This window comes from Promicromonospora sukumoe 327MFSha3.1 (assembly GCF_000385135.1).
GTDB lineage: Bacteria > Actinomycetota > Actinomycetes > Actinomycetales > Cellulomonadaceae > Promicromonospora > Promicromonospora sukumoe_B.
Window position 1 is genome coordinate 115,044 of sequence record NZ_ARQM01000011.1, and the last position, 17,922, is coordinate 132,965.

Sequence of the window (17,922 nt, forward strand, 5' to 3'; positions counted from 1 at the left end):
CCGCCCGAACGCCCAGAACCCGAATTGCGACTCGTCCCTCTGTATGTGCGGGGTGAATCGTGCGCGGCCGGCCGCGCAGCGCCCGGCACGGTCAGGGAGGCCCGATGCTGCGTTTCCACTTCACCGCGGACGATCTGGCGCGGGTCCGGATCGCGCCGGGCCCGGACCCCATGTGGGAGACGCTGCTCAGCGCCCACCTGGTGAACCAGCGGTCGGGCTCCATGATCTTCGATCCCTGGCGGGCGCGGGTGCTGACCGGCCTGCCGCCCGCTGCGCGCATGCTGCTGCGCCTGGCGCCGCCGCGCGGTTACTCGCCGGACTTCCTCACCCCCGGAACGGGCACCGGCACGCCCCTGACCGGCCCTGACACGTTCGAGGTGGGCCTCGACTCCGTCCTGTCCACCTCGAAGGCCCGGCTCCGGCACGACATCTCGCGGCTGGCCCACGGCCGCACGCCGCACCTGTGGATGCGGGACCTCGCCGACGGGTCGGCGTCGGCCGTGCGGGGGCTCGGCGTCGCGATGCGCGCGTACCACCAGCAGGCGATCGGGCCGTACTGGAGCGGCATCCTCGCCGCCGTCGACGTCGACCGGGCGGCGCGCACCCGCGCCTGGGTCGAGGGCGGCACGGAGCACGCGCTGCGGAGCCTGCACCCCGCGATCCGCTGGCAGCACCCCGTGCTGTCGGTCGCGACCGCCGCGGAGCGGGACGTGCACCTGGCGGGCCGCGGCCTGCTCATCGTCCCGTCCTACTTCTGTCACCGCGCCCCGATCTCGCTGGCCGACCCGGAGCTGCCGCCGCTGCTGCTCTACCCGATCACCCACGAGCAGGTCTGGACGGGCCAGCGCCCGGAGGACCGCGCCGACGAGGACGGCGGCCGCCGGCTCACCGCGCTGCTCGGCCGCACCCGGGCCGCGGTGCTGCGGGAGCTCGGCACCGAGGCGACCACCAGCGAGCTCGCGCAGCGGCTGGCGATCTCCCCGGCGTCGGCCTCGGAGCACGCGACCGTGCTGCGCAACGCCGGCCTCGTCGCCAGCGGGCGCGAGCGCAACACGGTGCTGCACGCGCTGACCCCGCTGGGCCGGACCCTGCTGGACGGCAACGAGTGCCGGGTCCCGACGGTCTCTGCTACTGCAGCAGATCCTGCGTGATCGGCTCCGAGGTCGTCGCCAGGCACAGGCCCACACGGTCGCCGTCGGCCCACGACTCCTCGCTGGGGCCCCAGACCACGTAGCTCACCGAGCCGGCCACCGGGCTGGTGCGCGCGACCGGGCCGAGCTGCTTGGTGCCGCACACCTGCGCGATCCGCTTGTCGACGGCGTCGCGGCCGGGCCAGACGGCGGCGTCGGCGAAGTCCGTTCGGCCCACCACCTGGGCGGTGTGCGAGGCGTCGCAGGGGACCGCGAGCACCTCGGAGACCTCGCCGTCCGCCGGGACGCTCTCCACGCACGAGCCGAGCACGAGCTGCAGTGGGTGCACCTCCTGCGGCTCCGCGATCATCGCCTCGATGGGCTCCCACTGCTGGCGGCCCACCATATTCACGATCAGGGCGATCACCGCGACGACGGCCACCACGGCCAGCGTCGCGCCGCCGATCAGGGCGTAGCGCCGCCGCTTCGCGGACTCGTCCTCCGCCGTGGGCGGGCGCCAGCCCGCGTACGACGCCTCGGGCGCGTAGTCGTGGACCGCCGGGAACGAGTGCGCCGGGTCGCCGGGGCCACCGGGGAACGGCGACGGCGGCTGGTGCGGGGCGGGCTGCTGCGTGGCCGGCCGGGCGGGGGCCTGCGCTGCCGGCTGGTGCTGCGCCGGCGCGGCGGGCGTCGGGAACGGGCTCGCCGGCGTGGGGGCCGGCGGGGTGCGGGTCGCCGGGGAGGCGAAGAGCTCCGACTCCGCGGTGGTGTCGTCGGCGCCTGCCGTCTCGTCCGTCGCGGCGTCGTCCGTGGTCGCCCGCCCGGCTGCGTTCCCCGCGGATGCCTCTGCGGCCCGTGCGTCGGCGGCCGGTGCGTCGGCGGGGGAGCCGGCGGACGCCTCGGCCGGGGAGGCCGCCGACGTCGTCGCGTCGGCACCGTCCTCGGCCGTCTCGTCCTCGGCCGCGACCGTGCGGGGGCCCAGCGCCTTCTTGTGCGCCGCCGAGATGGCAGCGAACGAGAGCGCCTTGAAGTCGAAGTTCTCGTCGATCACCGGGACGTTGTCGGCCGGCTTCTTGTCGTCCTCCGGGGCGTCGGCAGGCTGCTCGGCCTTCTCGGCGGTCTTCTCGTCCGCCTGCTCGACGTCGGTGGCGACGTCGGGCCCAGCGGTCTCGGTGGACTCGGCGGACTCGGTGGGCGAGCCGGCGTCGTCCGCCGGAGGCTCGGGGGTCCGGGACTCCGGCGCTTCGGTCTCCTGCGCCTCGGGCGCGGTCGGCGCGGCGGCGCGCGTGGGCGGGACGATCGCGATCTCCTCGGTGGGCGCCTCGTAGCGCTTCGGGCGGTTCGACGGTGCGGGCGGCTCGGCGGGCCCGACGTCCTCGGGCTCGGGGACCGGCTTGGGCGCGGGCTTCGGCGCCGCGGTCGCAGGGACGGGCGCGGGCTCCGCGTCCGCCTCGTCCGCGGAGTCCCCGGCGGGGCTGTCCTCGGACTCGTCCACAGCGTTGTCCACAGGCCCGTCCGCGGCGTCGTCGGCGGCACCGCCCGCGGCGCTGTCCACAGCGTTGTCCACAGCCTCGTGCTCAGCGGCGGCGTCGTCCGCCTCGGCGCCCTCAGGGGCCTCGCCCACCGGTTCGGAGGCGTCCGCGTCGTCGTCGCCGTCGCCCTTGCCGGCGGGGCCCTGGGGAGCCGGGCCCGGCTCCGAATCGACCTCGGACGCCTTCGCGACAGGATCCGAAACGGGGATCTCGGCGACTTCAGTGGCGGCCGGTGTCTGGTCGGGCGTCGACGTCATGCAGTTAACTTACCGACATTCTGTAACGACCCTGCCACCGGAACGGCACCCGTTTCGAGAGCACTCGATTTATGGACAATTTCACCCGATGATTTCCCCATCGGGAGTGGAACCTCAGCACATCGCAGCGGGCGCGCGACGGATCAGTCGGCGAGGTCGACAATCACCGGCACGTGGTCGGAGGCGCCCTTCCCCTTGCGCTCGTCGCGGTCGATCGCGGCCCCCGTGGCACGTCCGGCGAGCGTCGGCGAGGCCCAGCAGAAGTCGATCCGCAGGCCCTTGTTCCGGGGGAACGCGAGCTGCTGGTAGTCCCAGTACGTGTAGGTGTGCTCCTCGGGCAGGAACTTGCGGGTCAGCTCCGTGTACCCGGCCTCGCCGAAGGCCTCGAACGCCGCGCGCTCCGGCGGGGACACGTGCGTCTTGCCGGCGAAGTCCGCGACGTCGTAGACGTCGGTGTCCAGCGGGATGACGTTCCAGTCCCCGGTGAGCGCGACGGCGTCGCCGGCGTCGGCCCAGGTCTTCGCCGCCGTCCGCAGGGACTCCAGCCAGGCGAGCTTGTAGGCGTAGTGCGGGTCGTCGAGCGCGCGGCCGTGCGGCACGTACAGGCTCCACACGCGGACGCCGCCGCAGGTCGCGCCGATCGCGCGGGCCTCCAGCGGCGGGGCCACGTCGAGCAGGGCGTCCGGGTCGGCGTCGGCCGCGGCCTTGGCGAACCCGGGCTGCTCCGGGAAGTGCGTCGCGACGTCGGCCAGGCCGACGCGTGACGCGATGGCCACGCCGTTCCACTGGGAGAGCCCGAAGTGCGCGACCTCGTACCCGGCTGCCTCGAAGGCCGCGGTGGGGAACTGGTCGTCCCGGCACTTGGTCTCCTGGATCGCCAGGACGTCGGTCCCCGACCGGTCGAGGAAGGCGAGCACGCGGTCCACCCGCGTGCGGATCGAGTTGACGTTCCAGGTGACGAGGCGCACAGGCTCACCCTATGTTCACCCCGACTACCCTGGCACCGTGCAGAACCTCAGCAGGCGTCTTGTCGGTGCCGTCGTCGTCCTCACGTCAGCGGCCCTGCTCACGGCGTGCTCCGCGGGCAGCTCGTCCGGCGGGGCCTCGGCCGGGCGGACCGACGTCGTCGTCGGGCTGACCGGGGAGCCGACCAACCTCGACTTCACCACCACCTCCGGCTCGGCGATCCCGCAGCTGCTGATGAACAACGTCTACGAGGGCCTGGTGACGATCGACCAGGAGGGCGAGGTGCAGCCGCAGCTCGCCGAGAAGTGGAGCATCAACGGCGACCGCACGGTCTACACCTTCACCCTGCACGACGGCGTGACCTTCTCCGACGGCTCGCCGTTCACCGCGGACGACGTCGTCGCGTCGATCGGCCGGGTCCAGGACGACTGGACGCTGAGCCTGAAGTCGAAGATGGACGTCGTGAAGAGCGTCGAGGCCGTCAGCGACACCGAGGTCGCCGTGACCCTGACGCACCCCAGCAACGCCTGGCTGTTCGACATGGGCACGTCCGTGGGCGCCATGTTCCCCGACGACCTGTCCGTCGACCTGGCCACCGAGGCCGTCGGCACCGGCCCGTACACGGTCGAGGAGGTCGCCACCGGCGAGCACGTCACTCTCGCCGCCCGCGACGACTACTGGGGCGAGGCCCCAGCGATCACCGACGTCACCGTCCGGTACTTCGCCGACGCCAATGCCCAGGCCAACGCCGTCCGCGCCGGCGACATCGACATGGCTTACAACATGCAGGCCCCCGACCTGCTGGCCGGGCTGGAGCAGGACCAGGACCTCCAGGTGATCGACGGCACCTCGACGGGCGAGGTGCTGCTCGCGCTGAACAACGCCCGGCCGCCGTTCGACGACCTGAACGTGCGCCGCGCGATCATGTACGCGATCGACCGCAAGGCCGTGCTGGACACGGCCTGGGCCGGGCACGGGGAACTCATCGGCTCGATGGTGCCGCCCACCGACCCCTACTACCAGGACCTGACGGGCGCCTACCCGTACGACCCCGACCGCGCGCGCGAGCTGCTGGCCGAGGCCGGCGCCGAGGACCTGAGCATCACCTTCGACGTGCCGACCCGCCCGTACGCCGAGGCCGTCGCCCAGGTGGTGGTCTCGCAGCTCGCGGAGGTCGGCATCGACGCGAAGATCGTCCCCGCGGAGTTCCCCGCCGTCTGGCTCGACAAGGTGTTCACCGAGCACGACTACGAGATGTCCGTGATCCTGCACACCGAGGCCCGGGACATGCTCACCGTCTTCGGCGACCCCGACTACTACGTCGGCTACGACAACCCGGAGCTGGGCGAGGTCGCCGAGAAGGCCGACGAGGGCAGCCCCGACCAGTACGTCGCCGGCATGCAGGAGGTCTCCCGGATGATCGTCGACGACGCCGCGAGCGACCCCCTGTTCCTCTTCCCCAACACCGTGGTGGCCGACGCCGCCCTGTCGGGCATCGCCGCGAACGCCACCACGGAGTCCATGGACCTGACCGGCCTGCGCTGGTCGGACAGCTGATCCGGCCGACGCCGGACGCCGCCCCGTGGTCAGACACCTCGCCTCGCACGCCGCCCAGCTCGTCGTCACGCTGCTCGTGGCGACGGTGGCGATCTTCGTGCTGCTGCGCGTGCTGCCGGGCGACCCCGCCGCCGTCGCGCTCGGGATCGAGGCGTCGCCGGAGGCGCTCGCGGCCTGGCGGGCCGAGCACGGCACGGACGGGTCGCTGGTGGTCCAGTACCTGCAGTGGGTGGGCGGGCTGCTCACCGGGGACCTCGGCACCAGCTACGTGACGTCGCAGGAGCTGACGCCGCTGGTCGCGGACCGGGTGCAGGTCACGGGCATCCTCGTGCTGCTCGGCATGCTGATCGCGCTGGTGGTGGCGGTGCCGGTGGGCACGCTGGCCGCCGTCTGGCACCGGAACGCGGGTGGCGTGACCCTCTCGGCGGTGAGCCAGGTGGGCGTGGCCGTGCCGAACTTCCTGGTGGGCGTGCTCCTCGTCGCGCTCTTCGCGGTGCGGCTGGGCTGGCTCCCGTCGGGCGGGTGGACGGCGCCGGCCGACGGGCTCGGCGAGTTCTGGCGGCACGTGCTGCTCCCCGCCGTCGCGCTGGGCTCGGTGCAGGCCGCGATCATCACGCGGTACGTGCGCAGCGCCGTGCTGGAGATCATGCGCGAGGACTTCCTGCGCACGGCCCGCGCCAAGGGGCTCACCTTCACCGGCGCCCTGGTGCGGCACGGGCTGCGGAACGCCGGCGTGCCCATCGTGACGGTGGTCGGCGTGCAGATCGCGTCCATGCTGATCGGCGCCGTGGTGATCGAGCGGGTGTTCGCGGTGCCGGGGCTCGGCAGCCTGCTGCTGGACTCGGTGGGCAACCGCGACCTGCTGGCCGTGCAGTCGATCGTGGCGGTGCTCGTGGTGCTGGTGGTGCTCCTGAACTTCCTGGTAGACCTGGTCTACACGCTGCTCGACCCGCGTCTGCGGAGGGCGGCATGAGCGCCGCGGGGCGCCGTCGGCCCGGCGCGCACCCGCAGCTCGTCATCGGCGCCGTGCTGGTGGGGCTGGTGCTGGTCACGGCCCTCGTCTCGCTCGTCTGGACCCCGTACGACCCGGTGCACGCGGGCGCCGAGCGGCTGCTGCCGCCGGGAGCCGAGCACTGGTTCGGCACCGACCGGTTCGGTCGCGACGTGTTCTCGCAGGTCATGGCCGGTGCGCAGATCACGCTCCTGGTGGGGCTGGTCGCGGTCGGGATCGCCGCGCTGGTGGGCGTGCCGCTCGGCGTGCTGGCCGGCATGCTCCAGGGTTCGGGCCGCGGTCGGCCGGCCGCGGTGCTCATGCGCGGCACGGACATCCTGCTCGCGTTCCCCGGACTGCTGCTCGCGATCGTGCTGGGCGCCGTCTACGGCGCGGGCACGGTCACCGCGATGGTCGCGCTCGGCATCGGCTCGATCCCTGCCTTCGCACGCGTGGCCCGCGGCGGCACCCTCCAGGTGATGCGCTCCGACTACGTGCTCGCCGCCCGGGCGGCCAACCGCGGCGAGGTCGCGATCGCGGCGCGGCACGTGCTGCCCAACATCGCCGGCACGGTGCTGGTGCAGTGCTCCGTCAACTTCGCGATCGCCGTGCTCGCCGAGGCCGGGCTGTCGTTCCTCGGCCTCGGCACTCCGCCGCCCACGCCGTCGTGGGGCCGCATGCTGCAGGAGTCCCAGCAGTTCCTCGGCCTGGCCGACCACCTCGCGATCGTGCCCGGGGTTGCGATCGCCGTCGCCGTGCTCGGCTTCAACCTGTTGGGCGACGGGCTCCGCGACGTGCTGGACCCGCGCCTCAAGACCGAGCCCGCTGCGCCCTCGCGGGTCGACGCCTCGCAGGTCGAGCCCCCGCTGGTCGAGCCTGTCGAGACCCCCGACCCCTCGCAGGTCGAGCCTGTCGAGACCCCCGCCCTCGACCTCCGCCACCTCACCGTCCGCACGACGAGCGGCCGCACCCTCCTGGACGACCTCTCGCTGCGGGTCGCCGCGGGGGAGCGCGTCGGGCTGATCGGCGAGTCCGGCTCCGGAAAGACCATGACGGCGCTCGCGGCGCTCGGTCTGCTGCCCGACGGCGTCGCGGCGACCGGGCACGTCGGCCTCGCCGGGGTGGACGGGAACCTCCTGGACCGCGGCGAGCGGGCCCTGGCCCGCCTGCGTGGGCAGGAGATCTCGATGGTCTTCCAGGAGCCGATGACGGCGCTCAACCCGCTCGTGCGTGTGGGTCACCAGGTCGCCGAGGCGATGACCCTGCACGGCACGGACGGCCGGACGGCGACGCTGCGCGCGGCGGAGCTCCTCGCCGAGGTCGGCCTGCCCGACGGCGCCGCCCGGCGGTACCCGCACGAGCTGTCCGGCGGGCAGCGGCAGCGCGTGGTGCTGGCCATGGCGCTGGCCGACGACCCGGCCGTGCTCGTGGCGGACGAGCCGACGACGGCCCTCGACGTCACCGTCCAGCGCCAGGTGCTCGACCTCATGACGCGGCTGGTCAGCGACCGGGGCGCCGGGCTGCTGTTCATCACGCACGACCTGGCCGTGGTGTCCCAGGTCTGCGAGCGCGTGGTGGTGCTGCTCGACGGCGTCGTGGTCGAGGAGGGCCCGGTCGAGGAGGTGTTCGCGCACCCCCGGCACGAGTACACGCGGCGGCTGCTGGCGGCGTCGACCCTGGAACCCCGCCCGTCGCCATCGCTGGTCGAGCCTGTCGAGACCCGCCCTTCGCTGGTCGAGCCCGTCGAGACCCCCGCCCCCCTGGTCCGTGTCCAGGACGTCACCCGCACCTACGCGCACCGGGGCCAGCCGGTCCAGGCGCTGCGGGGCGTCTCCCTCGCGGTCCAGGAGGGGCAGCGGTTCGGGATCGTGGGGGAGTCCGGGTCGGGCAAGTCCACGCTGCTGCGGATCGTCGCAGGGCTCGACCGGGCGACGTCGGGCCGGGTCGTGACCGCGGGCGTCGAGCTGAGCCCGGCCGAACCGCGCGACCTGGGTGGCCTGCGCTCCGCGCTGCAGCTCGTGTTCCAGGACCCGTACGGCTCGCTCGACCCCCGCATGACCGTCGGCGACATCGTGGCGGAGCCGCTGCTGAACGCGAGGAACGTCCGGGATGGCGGCCCGCGCTCGGCGGCCGGACGGCGCGACGCGGTGCGCGAGATGCTGGACGCCGTCGGCCTGCCGCTCGACGCGGCCGGGCGGTACCCGCACCAGTTCTCCGGCGGCCAGCGGCAGCGCATCGCGATCGCGCGGGCGCTGGTGTGCCGCCCGCGCATCCTCGTGGCGGACGAGCCGGTCAGCGCGCTCGACGTGTCCGTCCGGCGGCAGGTGCTGGACCTGCTCGCGCGCCTCGCGGACGAGCGCGCGCTGACCCTCCTGCTGGTATCGCACGACCTGGGCGTCGTGCGGCACGTCTGCGACCACGTCGCGGTGATGCACGACGGCCTGATCGTGGAGCAGGGCCCCACCGGCCAGGTCTACGACGACCCGCAGGACGAGTACACGCGCCGCCTGCGCGCGGCGACCCCGCAGCTCGCGCGCTGACCCACCGCGTGCGTGGCCTGCGCGCCTACCCAACGATCCGGACGTATCCGGCGTCTGCCCTGGTGAAGGCGGTGTTCGACCGCCCGCATCCTCACGAAGGAGACAGGTAGATGCGCGCCAGAACGGGTGCAGCGGCAGCGGTGATCGCGGTGGCGGTCGCGCTGGGTGGCGGGGTACCGGCGTGGTCGTCCGGGGCGGCCGGGGCCGGCGGCGGGCAAGCCGGCGCGGAGGCCGGAGCCACGGACAGGACGGCCGCCGCGGGTGCGTCGTCCGCGACGGTCACGCTGATCACGGGCGACCAGGTCGACGTCGGGCGGTACCCCGACGGCCGCAGGTCCGTCACGGTGCGGCCCGCGGCGGGCCGCGAGGGGATCGCCTTCCAGAAGCTCGTCGAGGGCGACAGCGTGCGGGTGATCCCCGGCGACGTCGCGCGCCTCGTGCCAGACCGGCTGGACCCGGCGCTCTTCGACGTCACGGGGCTGGTCGCTGCCGGGTACGACGACGCGCACCGGGACACGGTCCCCGTCATCGTGCAGGACGCGGTGGTGGCGGACGCCGCCGCGACCGCGGGCGAGCTCGGTGCGGCCGCCGGGCCGGACGCGGCCGCCCGGGCGCGGCACGACGAGGTCGACTGGGCGGCCCTCGGCGTCGAACCCGAGCGGAGCCTGCCGTCGGTCGGCGCGGTCTCGGCCGACCTGGACCGGGCCGCGGCCGCGGACCTGCTCGCGACGCTGGATCAAGCCCCGGCGGCCCGCTCGGCCGGGCCGGCTGTACCAGAGGTGAAGGTCTGGCTGGACGGACGCGTCGAGGCGCTCGACGTGGGCTCGATGCCGCAGATCGGCGCGCCGGCCGCCTGGGACGCCGGGTTCACCGGCGACGGGGTGACCGTCGGGGTGCTCGACTCCGGCATCGACACCACCCACCCCGACCTCGACGACGTCCTGGTCGGGGCGCGCGACTTCACCGGTTCCGGCGACACCGCGGACCGGTACGGGCACGGCACGCACGTCGCCTCGATCGCGCTGGGCTCGGGCGAGGCGTCGGACGGCGAGAACCGCGGCGTGGCCCACGGCGCCGACCTCCTGGTCGGCAAGGTGCTCGACGACTTCGGCGGCGGTGAGTCGTCGTCGATCATCGACGGCATGGAGTGGATCGCGGAGGCGGGGGCCGACGTGGTGAACATGAGCCTCGGCGAGTCCGAGCGCTACACCGACGGCACGGACCCGTTCTCGATGGCCGTCGACACGCTGAGCGCCGAGTACGGGACGCTCTTCGTCGTGGCGGTCGGCAACGAGGGCCTGTACGGCGCGGTGGTGCCGCCCGGAGCCGCGAACTCGGCCCTCACGGTGGGCGCCGTCGACGACGACGACCAGGTCGCGTACTTCTCCAGCCGCGGGCCGCGGGTGCGGGACTACGCCATCAAGCCGGACATCACGGCGCCGGGCGTCGAGATCGTCGCGGCCCGCGCCGCCGGCACGAACGAGTGGGAGAGCGACGGCCCGTACACGGCCTGGAGCGGCACCTCCATGGCCGCGCCGCACGTGGCCGGCGCGGCCGCCGTGCTCAAGCAGGCGCGCCCCGAGCTGACCGGGCCGCAGCTCAAGGCCGTCCTCATGGGCTCGGCCCGGCACACCAGCGGCGGTGCCTTCGAGGAGGGCGCCGGACGCGTCTTCGTCCCCGCCGCGCTCGACCTGTCCGTCACGTCGTCGCCCGCCTCGCTGTCGTTCGGCGCCTTCGAGTACCCGCAGGAGGGCACCTCGACGCATACCCTCACCTACGAGAACCCCGGCGACGCCGCGGTCACCCTGGACCTCGCGGTCGAGGCGTCGGACCAGGACGGCGAGCCGCTGCCCACCGACGCCGTCACGCTCGACGCCACGTCCCTGACGGTGCCGGCCGGGGGAACGGCGGCCGTCGAGGTCGGCGTCGACCGCACGGTCGGCGCCGTCGAGCGCCGCTACTCGGGCGCCGTCACCGCCACGGACGCCGAGGGCCGCGAGGTCCGCACGCCGCTCGGCTACTACAAGGAGCCCGACCTCGCGGACCTGGACGTGCGCACCCTCGGCCGCGACGGCGAGCCGCACACCGGGTCCTCCAGCGTGCGCATCGTGAACGTGGACGACCCGACGCTGTTCGACCAGCACGGGGAGATCGGCCCCGAGGGCCTGGACCTGCGGGTCCCGCCGGGCCGGTACTCGATCACGGGCTTCCTGTGGACCACCGACGAGGAGTACGTCGTCTCCGAGGTGTCCGCGGTGCTCCGGCCCGAGGTGACCGTCGCCGACGACACCACGGTCGTGCTCGACGCCCGTGAGGCGCGGGAACTGAGCGTGTCCACCCACCGGCCGTCCGCCGTCCGGTGGATCGCGCTGGACGACACCCGGACGACGGCGGCGGGCGACGACCCGTACGGGTTCGGCACCGTGGTCGGGGCCGGCGCGAAGGCGTACGCGACGCCGACGGACGCGCCCGTCACGGTCGGCACGTACGACCTGCAGACCCACTTCGTCCTGGAGCAGCCGGTGGCGGCGGGCCGGGCGCCGTCGTACACCTACGACCTGCTGTACGCGCAGGACGTGGTGGACACGTTCCGCTTCCGGGCGACGGCCCGGAACACGGCCGCGGTCACGACCACGTACGCGTCCCTCGGCGCCGACCACGCCGCCGAGAGCGCCCGGGTCGGCACCGCGCCGGGCCACCTGTGGGGCTCGGCCGTGGGGAGCCCGGTCGCGGTGCCGGGCAGGCGCACCGAGTACCTGAGCGCGAACGGCGTCGCCTGGGGCCACCAGGTGTACACGGGCTCGGCGGACGACCCGCAGCAGGGCTGGTTCGACGCCGAGGCGCGCACCTACGCGCCCCGGGAGAAGGCCCGGACCACGGTGGGCGGCGCCGTCCTGAGCGCGCGGACGGGAACCGGCGCGTTCACGGTCGCGGACGACACGCTCGGCGTCCGCCTCGTGCCGTGGAGCGACGCCGAGGGGCACCCGTTCGCCGGCTTCAACGGGCAGGGCACGCGCCTGCGGGTCTGGCAGGACGGCGAGGCCGTGCTCGACCAGACGCGGCCCTCGGCCGAGGTGGCGCTGCCTGTGGGCGGGGCCGCCCACCGCGTGATCCTCGACGCCCGCAACGAGACGTCCTGGTGGGAGCGGTCCACGCGGACGCGCACCGAGTGGCGGTTCCGCGCGGCGCCGGACGCCGCCGGCGGCCCGGCCGTGCTCGACGTCGGCTACGCGGTCGGGGGCCTCGACGCGCGCAACGTGGCACCCCGCGGCTCACGGGTCACGCTCACGGTCGGGTCTGTGGCGGGTGGCCCGGAGGACCGGTCCGCGAGGAACCGGGTCACGACCGCCCACCTGTGGTGGTCCGCGGACGACGGCGCCACCTGGCACGCCGTGCCCCTGACCGACAAGCGGGCGGGGACGTTCACCGGGCCGGTACGCGTGCCGCGCGGCACCGAGCACGTCTCGCTCCGGGTCGAGGCGCGCGACGCGTCGGGCGGCTCGATCAAGCAGACGGTGATCCGCGCCTACGCCGTCCGCTGACTCCCGCGCCCCCGCACGTGTCAGACGTACAGATCCCTGGGGTGACCTGTACGTCTGACACGTGTGCGGGCGTCTGACACGTGCGCGCCGTGTAATCTCCTGCGCGAGATGAGCGAGCACGTGACCAGCGACGACAGCGACCTCCCCGCGCCCGCCGAGGGCCTCCCGGGAGCCCGGGTCGCGCGCATCCGGAAGCCGCCGATCCGGCTGATCTACGTGCCCGGGCTGGGCGACCGGATGCCGCCGCTGGTGCACCTCCAGCGCGAGGCGCTGCGGGCCTGGCGCCCCCTGGGCGTGCGCACCACGATGTTCCGGGTCCGCTGGTCGTCGGACGCGTCGTTCCAGGAGCGGCTGGACCGCCTCGACGCCCTGGTCGAGCAGTTCGAGGAGCGGGGCGAGCGGGTGGCGCTCATGGGCGCGTCCGCCGGCGCGGGCGCCGTCCTCGCGGAGTACGCCCGACGCCGTTCGATCGTCGCCGTCATCATCATCGCCGGGAAGTTCCTCGAACCCGACGACATCATCAAGCCCGTCCTGGAGCGCAACGCTCCCTTCGCGCAGTCGCTGTCCACCGTGCCGAAGCTCCTGGAGGAGCTGGGCCCCGACGACCGGGCCCGGATCCTCAGCCTGCGCTCCGCCCGCGACGGCGTGGTCGACGACGAGGACACGCTCCTGGAGGGCGCCGTCAACGAGACGATGCGCGTGGTGGGTCACGTGATCGCCATCGGGTACGCGCTGATGTTCCGGGCGCGGCGGGTCGTGCGCTTCCTGCGCGAGGTCGCGACGGACTGACGGTCCGTTTCTTTTATAGGCGCGCCACGATGCGCCCGGCGCGAGGCAAGTACCTCCCGGAGACACCACGACGACGTAGGCGGTGAACCATGACTGAACTGACCCACGAGGAGCTCGCCGAGATCGAGCGCCGCTTCGAGAACTTCGACATAGACACCGCTGAGGTCTACGACGTCGATGTTGACGAGCTGCCGCCGCAGGTGGTGCTCACCCGTGCAATGGCCGAGCGAGAGCTGCTGCTGCGGCAGGCAGATGAGGTGATGCACGACGCCATCGGCACCGCCCGGGCGGCGAACCTCTCGTGGCACAAGATCGGCATCGTCCTGGGAACCACCGGTGAGGCGGCACGACAGCGCTACACCAAGCACACCAGCGGCTCCGCCGTCACCCGTGCCAAGAACGGCCGGAGTGCCCGTGGTGCGAAGGGGCGCCTCAGCGCCTGACCCTGCCGTGCCACGGTCATGCGTGCCGCGTCGCGACCGACTGACCCGGAACCGCGCCGTTCCGGGCCTCGTGGTGCTACCGTTTCTCGCATCGTGAGCACTTTCCGCTGTTCCTGCTGTCGCCGCTGAGCGGTCGCCCACCGGGCGACCCCCTGGCGCGTCTCCTCGCGCCGCCGACAGCAGCTCCTGCTCACCACGCATCCCCGTGCCCGCGCACCGGGCTCCCGCACTCCTCCGTCCGGAGGTCTCGGAGCACCCTGGGCGAGGTCTCGTCGATGCCGGGGCGGTCGCCGTCGGCGCACCCCCCACCCGGCACCCTCGAAAGGACCTTCCCATGCCCGGCATCCCCGTGCTCGACCTCTCGCTGCTCGACGGCGGCCCCGACGACCAGGCCCGCTTCCGCGACGAGCTGCGTCGTGCGACCCACGAGGTCGGCTTCTTCTCGCTGGTCGGCCACGGCGTCCCGCGTGAGCTGATCGACCGCGCGTACGCGACCGCCCGCGAGTTCTTCGCGCTCCCCGAGGAGCAGAAGCGCGCGATCGAGAACGTGCACAGCCCCCACTTCCGCGGCTGGACGCGGATGGGCGGCGAACGCACGCTCGGCCGCGTGGACCAGCGCGAGCAGATCGACATCGGCGCCGAACGGCCGGCCGTCCCGTCCGGACCCGGCGTCCCCGACTACTGGGTCCTGGAGGGCCCCAACCTGTGGCCCGAGGCGCTGCCCGCCCTCCGCGACGTCGCCGAGGAGTGGCTGACGCGGCTCGACGGCGTCGCCACGCGGCTGCTGCGTGCCTGGGCGGAGTCGCTCGGCGCGCCGTCCGACACGTTCGACGCCGTGTTCGAGCGGCCCTCGCCGCACCTGAAGATCGCCCGCTACCCGGGCGTCGAGGCCGCGGCGCCCGCGCAGGGCGTCGGCGCGCACAAGGACCTCGGCGTCCTCACGCTCCTCTCGGTCGGGGACGGCAAGGCCGGCCTGCAGGTCGAGAAGGACGGCGAGTGGCTCGACGTCACCCCGCCCGACGGCGCGTTCGTGGTGAACATCGGCGAGCTGCTCGAGATCGCCACGGACGGCTACCTCAAGGCGACGCTGCACCGCGTGGTGTCCCCGGCGGCCGGGACCGAGCGCATCTCGATCCCGTACTTCCACGGGCCCGCGCTGGACGCGACGATCCCGGACGTCGAGCTGCCGCCGGACCTTCGTGCCGAGGCCCCCGGCGTGACGGCGGACCCGGCCAACCCGCTGCACGCCGTGTTCGGCGACAACTGGCTCAAGAGCCGGGTCCGCGCGCACCCGAACGTGGTCCAGGCGCAGCACCCGGGCCTGCTCCAGCAGGCGTGACCGGCCCCGCTCCGCACGTGTCAGACCCGCAGATCCCCCGGGTGACCTGTGGGTCTGACACGCGGCACGGGGTAGCGCGCCTTACGGATGCTTCAGGAACAGTGCGTGTCCGGGCTCTTGTCCGTGGCGCCCCGGCATCCGCAGAATCTGGCCATGACGACCACCCAGGACACCTCCGCCGCCGTCGCCCACTTCGCCGGCCGCCTCGCGTTCGAGACCGACGTCAGCGACGTCCACGCCGCGCTCGCCGCGGGCAGCCCGTTCACGCTGGTCGACGTGCGCTCCCCGGCCTGCTGGGACCAGGGGCACGTCCCGGGCGCGGTACACCTGCCCGGCGGCAAGGTGCGCCTGCGGGCGGAACAGACAGTCGACCGGGAGAAGCCCGTCGTCGTCTACTGCTGGGGTCCGGCGTGCAACGGCGCCACGAAGGCGGCCCTGGAGTTCGCGAAGCTGGGCTACCAGGTCAAGGAGATGATCGGCGGCTTCGAGTACTGGGTCCGGGAGGGCTTCGCCTACGAGACGGCGACCGGCCCGGTCCAGCCGGAGGTGGACCCGCTGACGTCCCCGATCTGATGCCGGGGTGCGGGTGTCACCGAAGTGCGCTTCTACCCAGTCATTAGGCCCGTATTCCCCCTGATTCCGGGCCTAATGACTGGGTAGAAGCGCACTTCCGACGGCGCTCGCGGCGGACGGCGCCGACGCCGCGCGGCGCGTCAGGCCGGGCGGTAGCGGTTCTCCGGGCGGCCCGTCGTGCCGTACCGCGGCGTCACCTGCGCGTATCCCTCCGTGACCAGGTGCTCCAGGTAGCGGCGGGCGCTGACCCGCGACATCCCGACCGCCTCCGCGACCTCGGCCGCCGACGCGTCCCGCGCAGCCGCGCTTGCCGCCGCACCGCTCACCCCGCACAACCCCGCCAGCGCCTCCCGCACCAGGTCCCGGCTCCGGCCCGACAGCCCCTTGGGCAGCCGGTCGACGGCGGAGCGCGGCCCCGCCAGGAGCTGGTCCACCTCGTCCTGGTCGAGCGTGTCCTGTGCCCGGCGCACGTCCTCGCGGCGCTGCCACACCTCGTCGAGCCGCTCCCGCAGCGCCGCCGACGTGAACGGCTTGACCAGGTAGGCCACCACGCCGCCGGCCATGGCCTGCCGCACGGTGTCGAGCTCGCGGGCGGCGGTGGTGGCGACGACGTCGACCGGCGGACCGGGCAGGTGCCGCAGCTGCCGCAGCACGTCGAGCCCGCCGAAGTCGGGCAGGTGCAGGTCGAGCAGCACGAGGTCGGGACGCAGCGCGGACGCGAGGCGCAGCGCGTCCGCGCCGGTCCGCGCCTCGCCCACGACGACGAACCGGGGGTGGCTCTCCACGAAGCCACGGTGCACCGTCGCGACGACCGGGTCGTCCTCGACCACCAGCGTCCGCGCCTGCCCGGTCACGACTTCCTCCCCGCGGCGCCCGCAACAGGGCCCGCAACCGCGCCCGCACCGACGCCGCCACCGACACCCGCTCCCACGGGAACCGCGGCCGGCACCGACAGCTCGACCCGCACGCACGCTCCGCCGAGGTCGCCGGTGCCGATCACGACCTCGCCGTCCCACCGGTCCACGACCCGCCGGACCAGGGCCAGGCCGATGCCGCGGCTGTGCTCCCGGTCACCGGCCACCTTGGTGGAGAACCCGGCCTTGAACACCTGGCCGTGCAGCTGCGCCGGGATGCCCGGGCCGTCGTCGTCCACCTGGAGCACCAGGTGCGGGCCCTCGACGCGGAGCGTCACCCGGACGCGGCCCTCGGGCCGCGCGGCGTCCACCGCGTTGTCGATCAGGTTGCCGAGCACCACCAGGGCGTCCGTGTGCAGCGACGAGTCGTCGGGTCCGGCCGGCGCGTCCAGCGCGGAGTCCTCGGAGACGTCGAGGGTCGCTCCCCGCTCCCGCGCCGTGATGGCCTTGACCAGGAGCAGCGCCGCGACCTCGGGGGACCGCACGCCCGGCGCGACGGCGGACGCCGTGAGCAGCCCGCCGTAGCCCGACCGCTCGATGAAGGCGACCGCCTCCTCCGTGCGGCCCAGCTCCAGCAGCCCCGAGATGACGTGCACCGTGTTGGCGAACTCGTGCGACTGGGAGCGCAGCGCGTCCGCGAGGCCCCTGGTCTCCAGCAGCGTCGCGATGTCGTCGGGCTCCAGCAGGTAGATCCGGCGGCGCACCAGCCGCGTCACCCCGGCCGCGCAGAGCGCCCCCACCACGGCGGCGGCGCCCAGCGTGCCGAGCAGCCAGCCCCGGTCGTCGTTCAGGTCGGCCCGCAGCTCGGACTCCAGGATCCCCACGCTCGCGGTGCCGATCACGGGGGCGGGGGAGGAGTCGTCGGCGGCGTCGCCGAAAACGGGCACCTTGACCCGCCACGACGTGCCGAGCGTGCCGGTCTGCGTGCCCGTCCACACCCGGCCGGACAGTGGCACGGACGGGTCGGTCGACACCCGCCGCCCGATCTGGTCGGGGTCGGGGTGGGAGTAGCGCACCCCGTTCTCGTCGGTGACCACCACGTAGGTGACCTGCGACGCCTCGCGGATCACCTCGGCGATCGGCTGGATCGTCGCGGAGGGGTCCTTGTCGTCGAACGCGTCGTGGATGGCGGGCAGGCGCGCGACGGACTGCGCGACCCCGGCCATCCGGTCCACGTACGCCTCACGAAGCTGTCGTTCCTGCAGGGCGGAGGCCACCAGACCGGTCGTGCACACGAGCACGAGCACGATGACGACCTGCAGCACCAGCAGCTGCGCCCGGAGCGTCATCGCTCTCTTCACGGACGCAAGTGTGCACCGGGTCACAGCCCGCGCGGTAGCCGCCCGGCG

13 protein-coding genes are annotated in these 17,922 nt (G+C 73.9%); 9 read left to right on the forward strand and 4 right to left on the reverse strand.

Going from position 1 to position 17,922, the window contains the following annotated elements:
* Positions 1-104: 104 nt before the first annotated feature.
* Positions 105-1,151 (forward strand): ArsR/SmtB family transcription factor, encoded by a 1,047-nt coding sequence (locus H291_RS30145; protein WP_020015685.1) that lies wholly within the window; start codon positions 105-107, stop codon positions 1,149-1,151.
* Here H291_RS30145 and H291_RS32610 read toward each other — a convergent pair.
* Positions 1,129-2,919: a septum formation family protein gene (locus H291_RS32610; protein WP_020015686.1), complete on the reverse strand. Its 1,791-nt coding sequence runs from the start codon at positions 2,917-2,919 to the stop codon at positions 1,129-1,131. The genes H291_RS30145 and H291_RS32610 overlap by 23 nt on opposite strands.
* Positions 2,920-3,062: 143 nt before the next feature.
* Positions 3,063-3,887, reverse strand: coding sequence for an exodeoxyribonuclease III (locus H291_RS0114275; protein WP_020015687.1), 825 nt, complete (start codon positions 3,885-3,887; stop codon positions 3,063-3,065).
* 37 nt (positions 3,888-3,924) lie between these two features.
* Here H291_RS0114275 and H291_RS0114280 point away from each other — a divergent pair, with 37 nt between their 5' ends.
* The 8 genes from H291_RS0114280 (at position 3,925) to H291_RS0114315 (ending at position 15,659) form a co-directional block, all read left to right on the forward strand.
* Entirely contained in the window at positions 3,925-5,442 is a 1,518-nt protein-coding gene (locus H291_RS0114280; RefSeq protein ID WP_020015688.1) for an ABC transporter substrate-binding protein, read from the forward strand.
* 25 nt (positions 5,443-5,467) lie between these two features.
* Positions 5,468-6,415, forward strand: coding sequence for an ABC transporter permease (locus H291_RS0114285; RefSeq protein ID WP_020015689.1), 948 nt, complete (start codon positions 5,468-5,470; stop codon positions 6,413-6,415).
* Entirely contained in the window at positions 6,412-8,973 is a 2,562-nt protein-coding gene (locus tag H291_RS30150; protein WP_020015690.1) for an ABC transporter ATP-binding protein/permease, read from the forward strand. The genes H291_RS0114285 and H291_RS30150 overlap by 4 nt, the downstream gene beginning before the upstream one ends.
* Positions 8,974-9,083: 110 nt before the next feature.
* On the forward strand, positions 9,084-12,515 hold the full coding sequence (locus H291_RS0114295) for a S8 family peptidase (protein ID WP_157237041.1): 3,432 nt from the start codon (positions 9,084-9,086) through the stop codon (positions 12,513-12,515).
* A gap of 108 nt (positions 12,516-12,623) precedes the next feature.
* Positions 12,624-13,304, forward strand: a complete 681-nt coding sequence (locus H291_RS0114300; RefSeq protein WP_020015692.1) for an alpha/beta hydrolase — start codon at positions 12,624-12,626, stop codon at positions 13,302-13,304.
* An 89-nt stretch (positions 13,305-13,393) separates the two neighbouring features.
* A complete protein-coding gene (locus tag H291_RS30155) occupies positions 13,394-13,747 on the forward strand; it encodes a hypothetical protein (RefSeq protein WP_020015693.1) in 354 nt (117 codons plus the stop codon).
* Positions 13,748-14,081: 334 nt separating this feature from the next.
* The gene (locus H291_RS0114310) at positions 14,082-15,086 is read left to right on the forward strand and encodes an isopenicillin N synthase family dioxygenase (protein WP_020015694.1); all 1,005 of its coding nucleotides are present in this window, start codon (positions 14,082-14,084) and stop codon (positions 15,084-15,086) included.
* A 153-nt stretch (positions 15,087-15,239) separates the two neighbouring features.
* Entirely contained in the window at positions 15,240-15,659 is a 420-nt protein-coding gene (locus H291_RS0114315; protein WP_020015695.1) for a rhodanese-like domain-containing protein, read from the forward strand.
* 140 nt (positions 15,660-15,799) lie between these two features.
* Here H291_RS0114315 and H291_RS0114320 read toward each other — a convergent pair whose 3' ends face one another.
* Entirely contained in the window at positions 15,800-16,513 is a 714-nt protein-coding gene (locus H291_RS0114320) for a response regulator (RefSeq protein ID WP_020015696.1), read from the reverse strand.
* The gene (locus H291_RS30160) at positions 16,510-17,874 is read right to left on the reverse strand and encodes an ATP-binding protein (protein WP_232216071.1); all 1,365 of its coding nucleotides are present in this window, start codon (positions 17,872-17,874) and stop codon (positions 16,510-16,512) included. The genes H291_RS0114320 and H291_RS30160 overlap by 4 nt, the downstream gene beginning before the upstream one ends.
* Between the last annotated feature and the right edge of the window lie 48 nt (positions 17,875-17,922).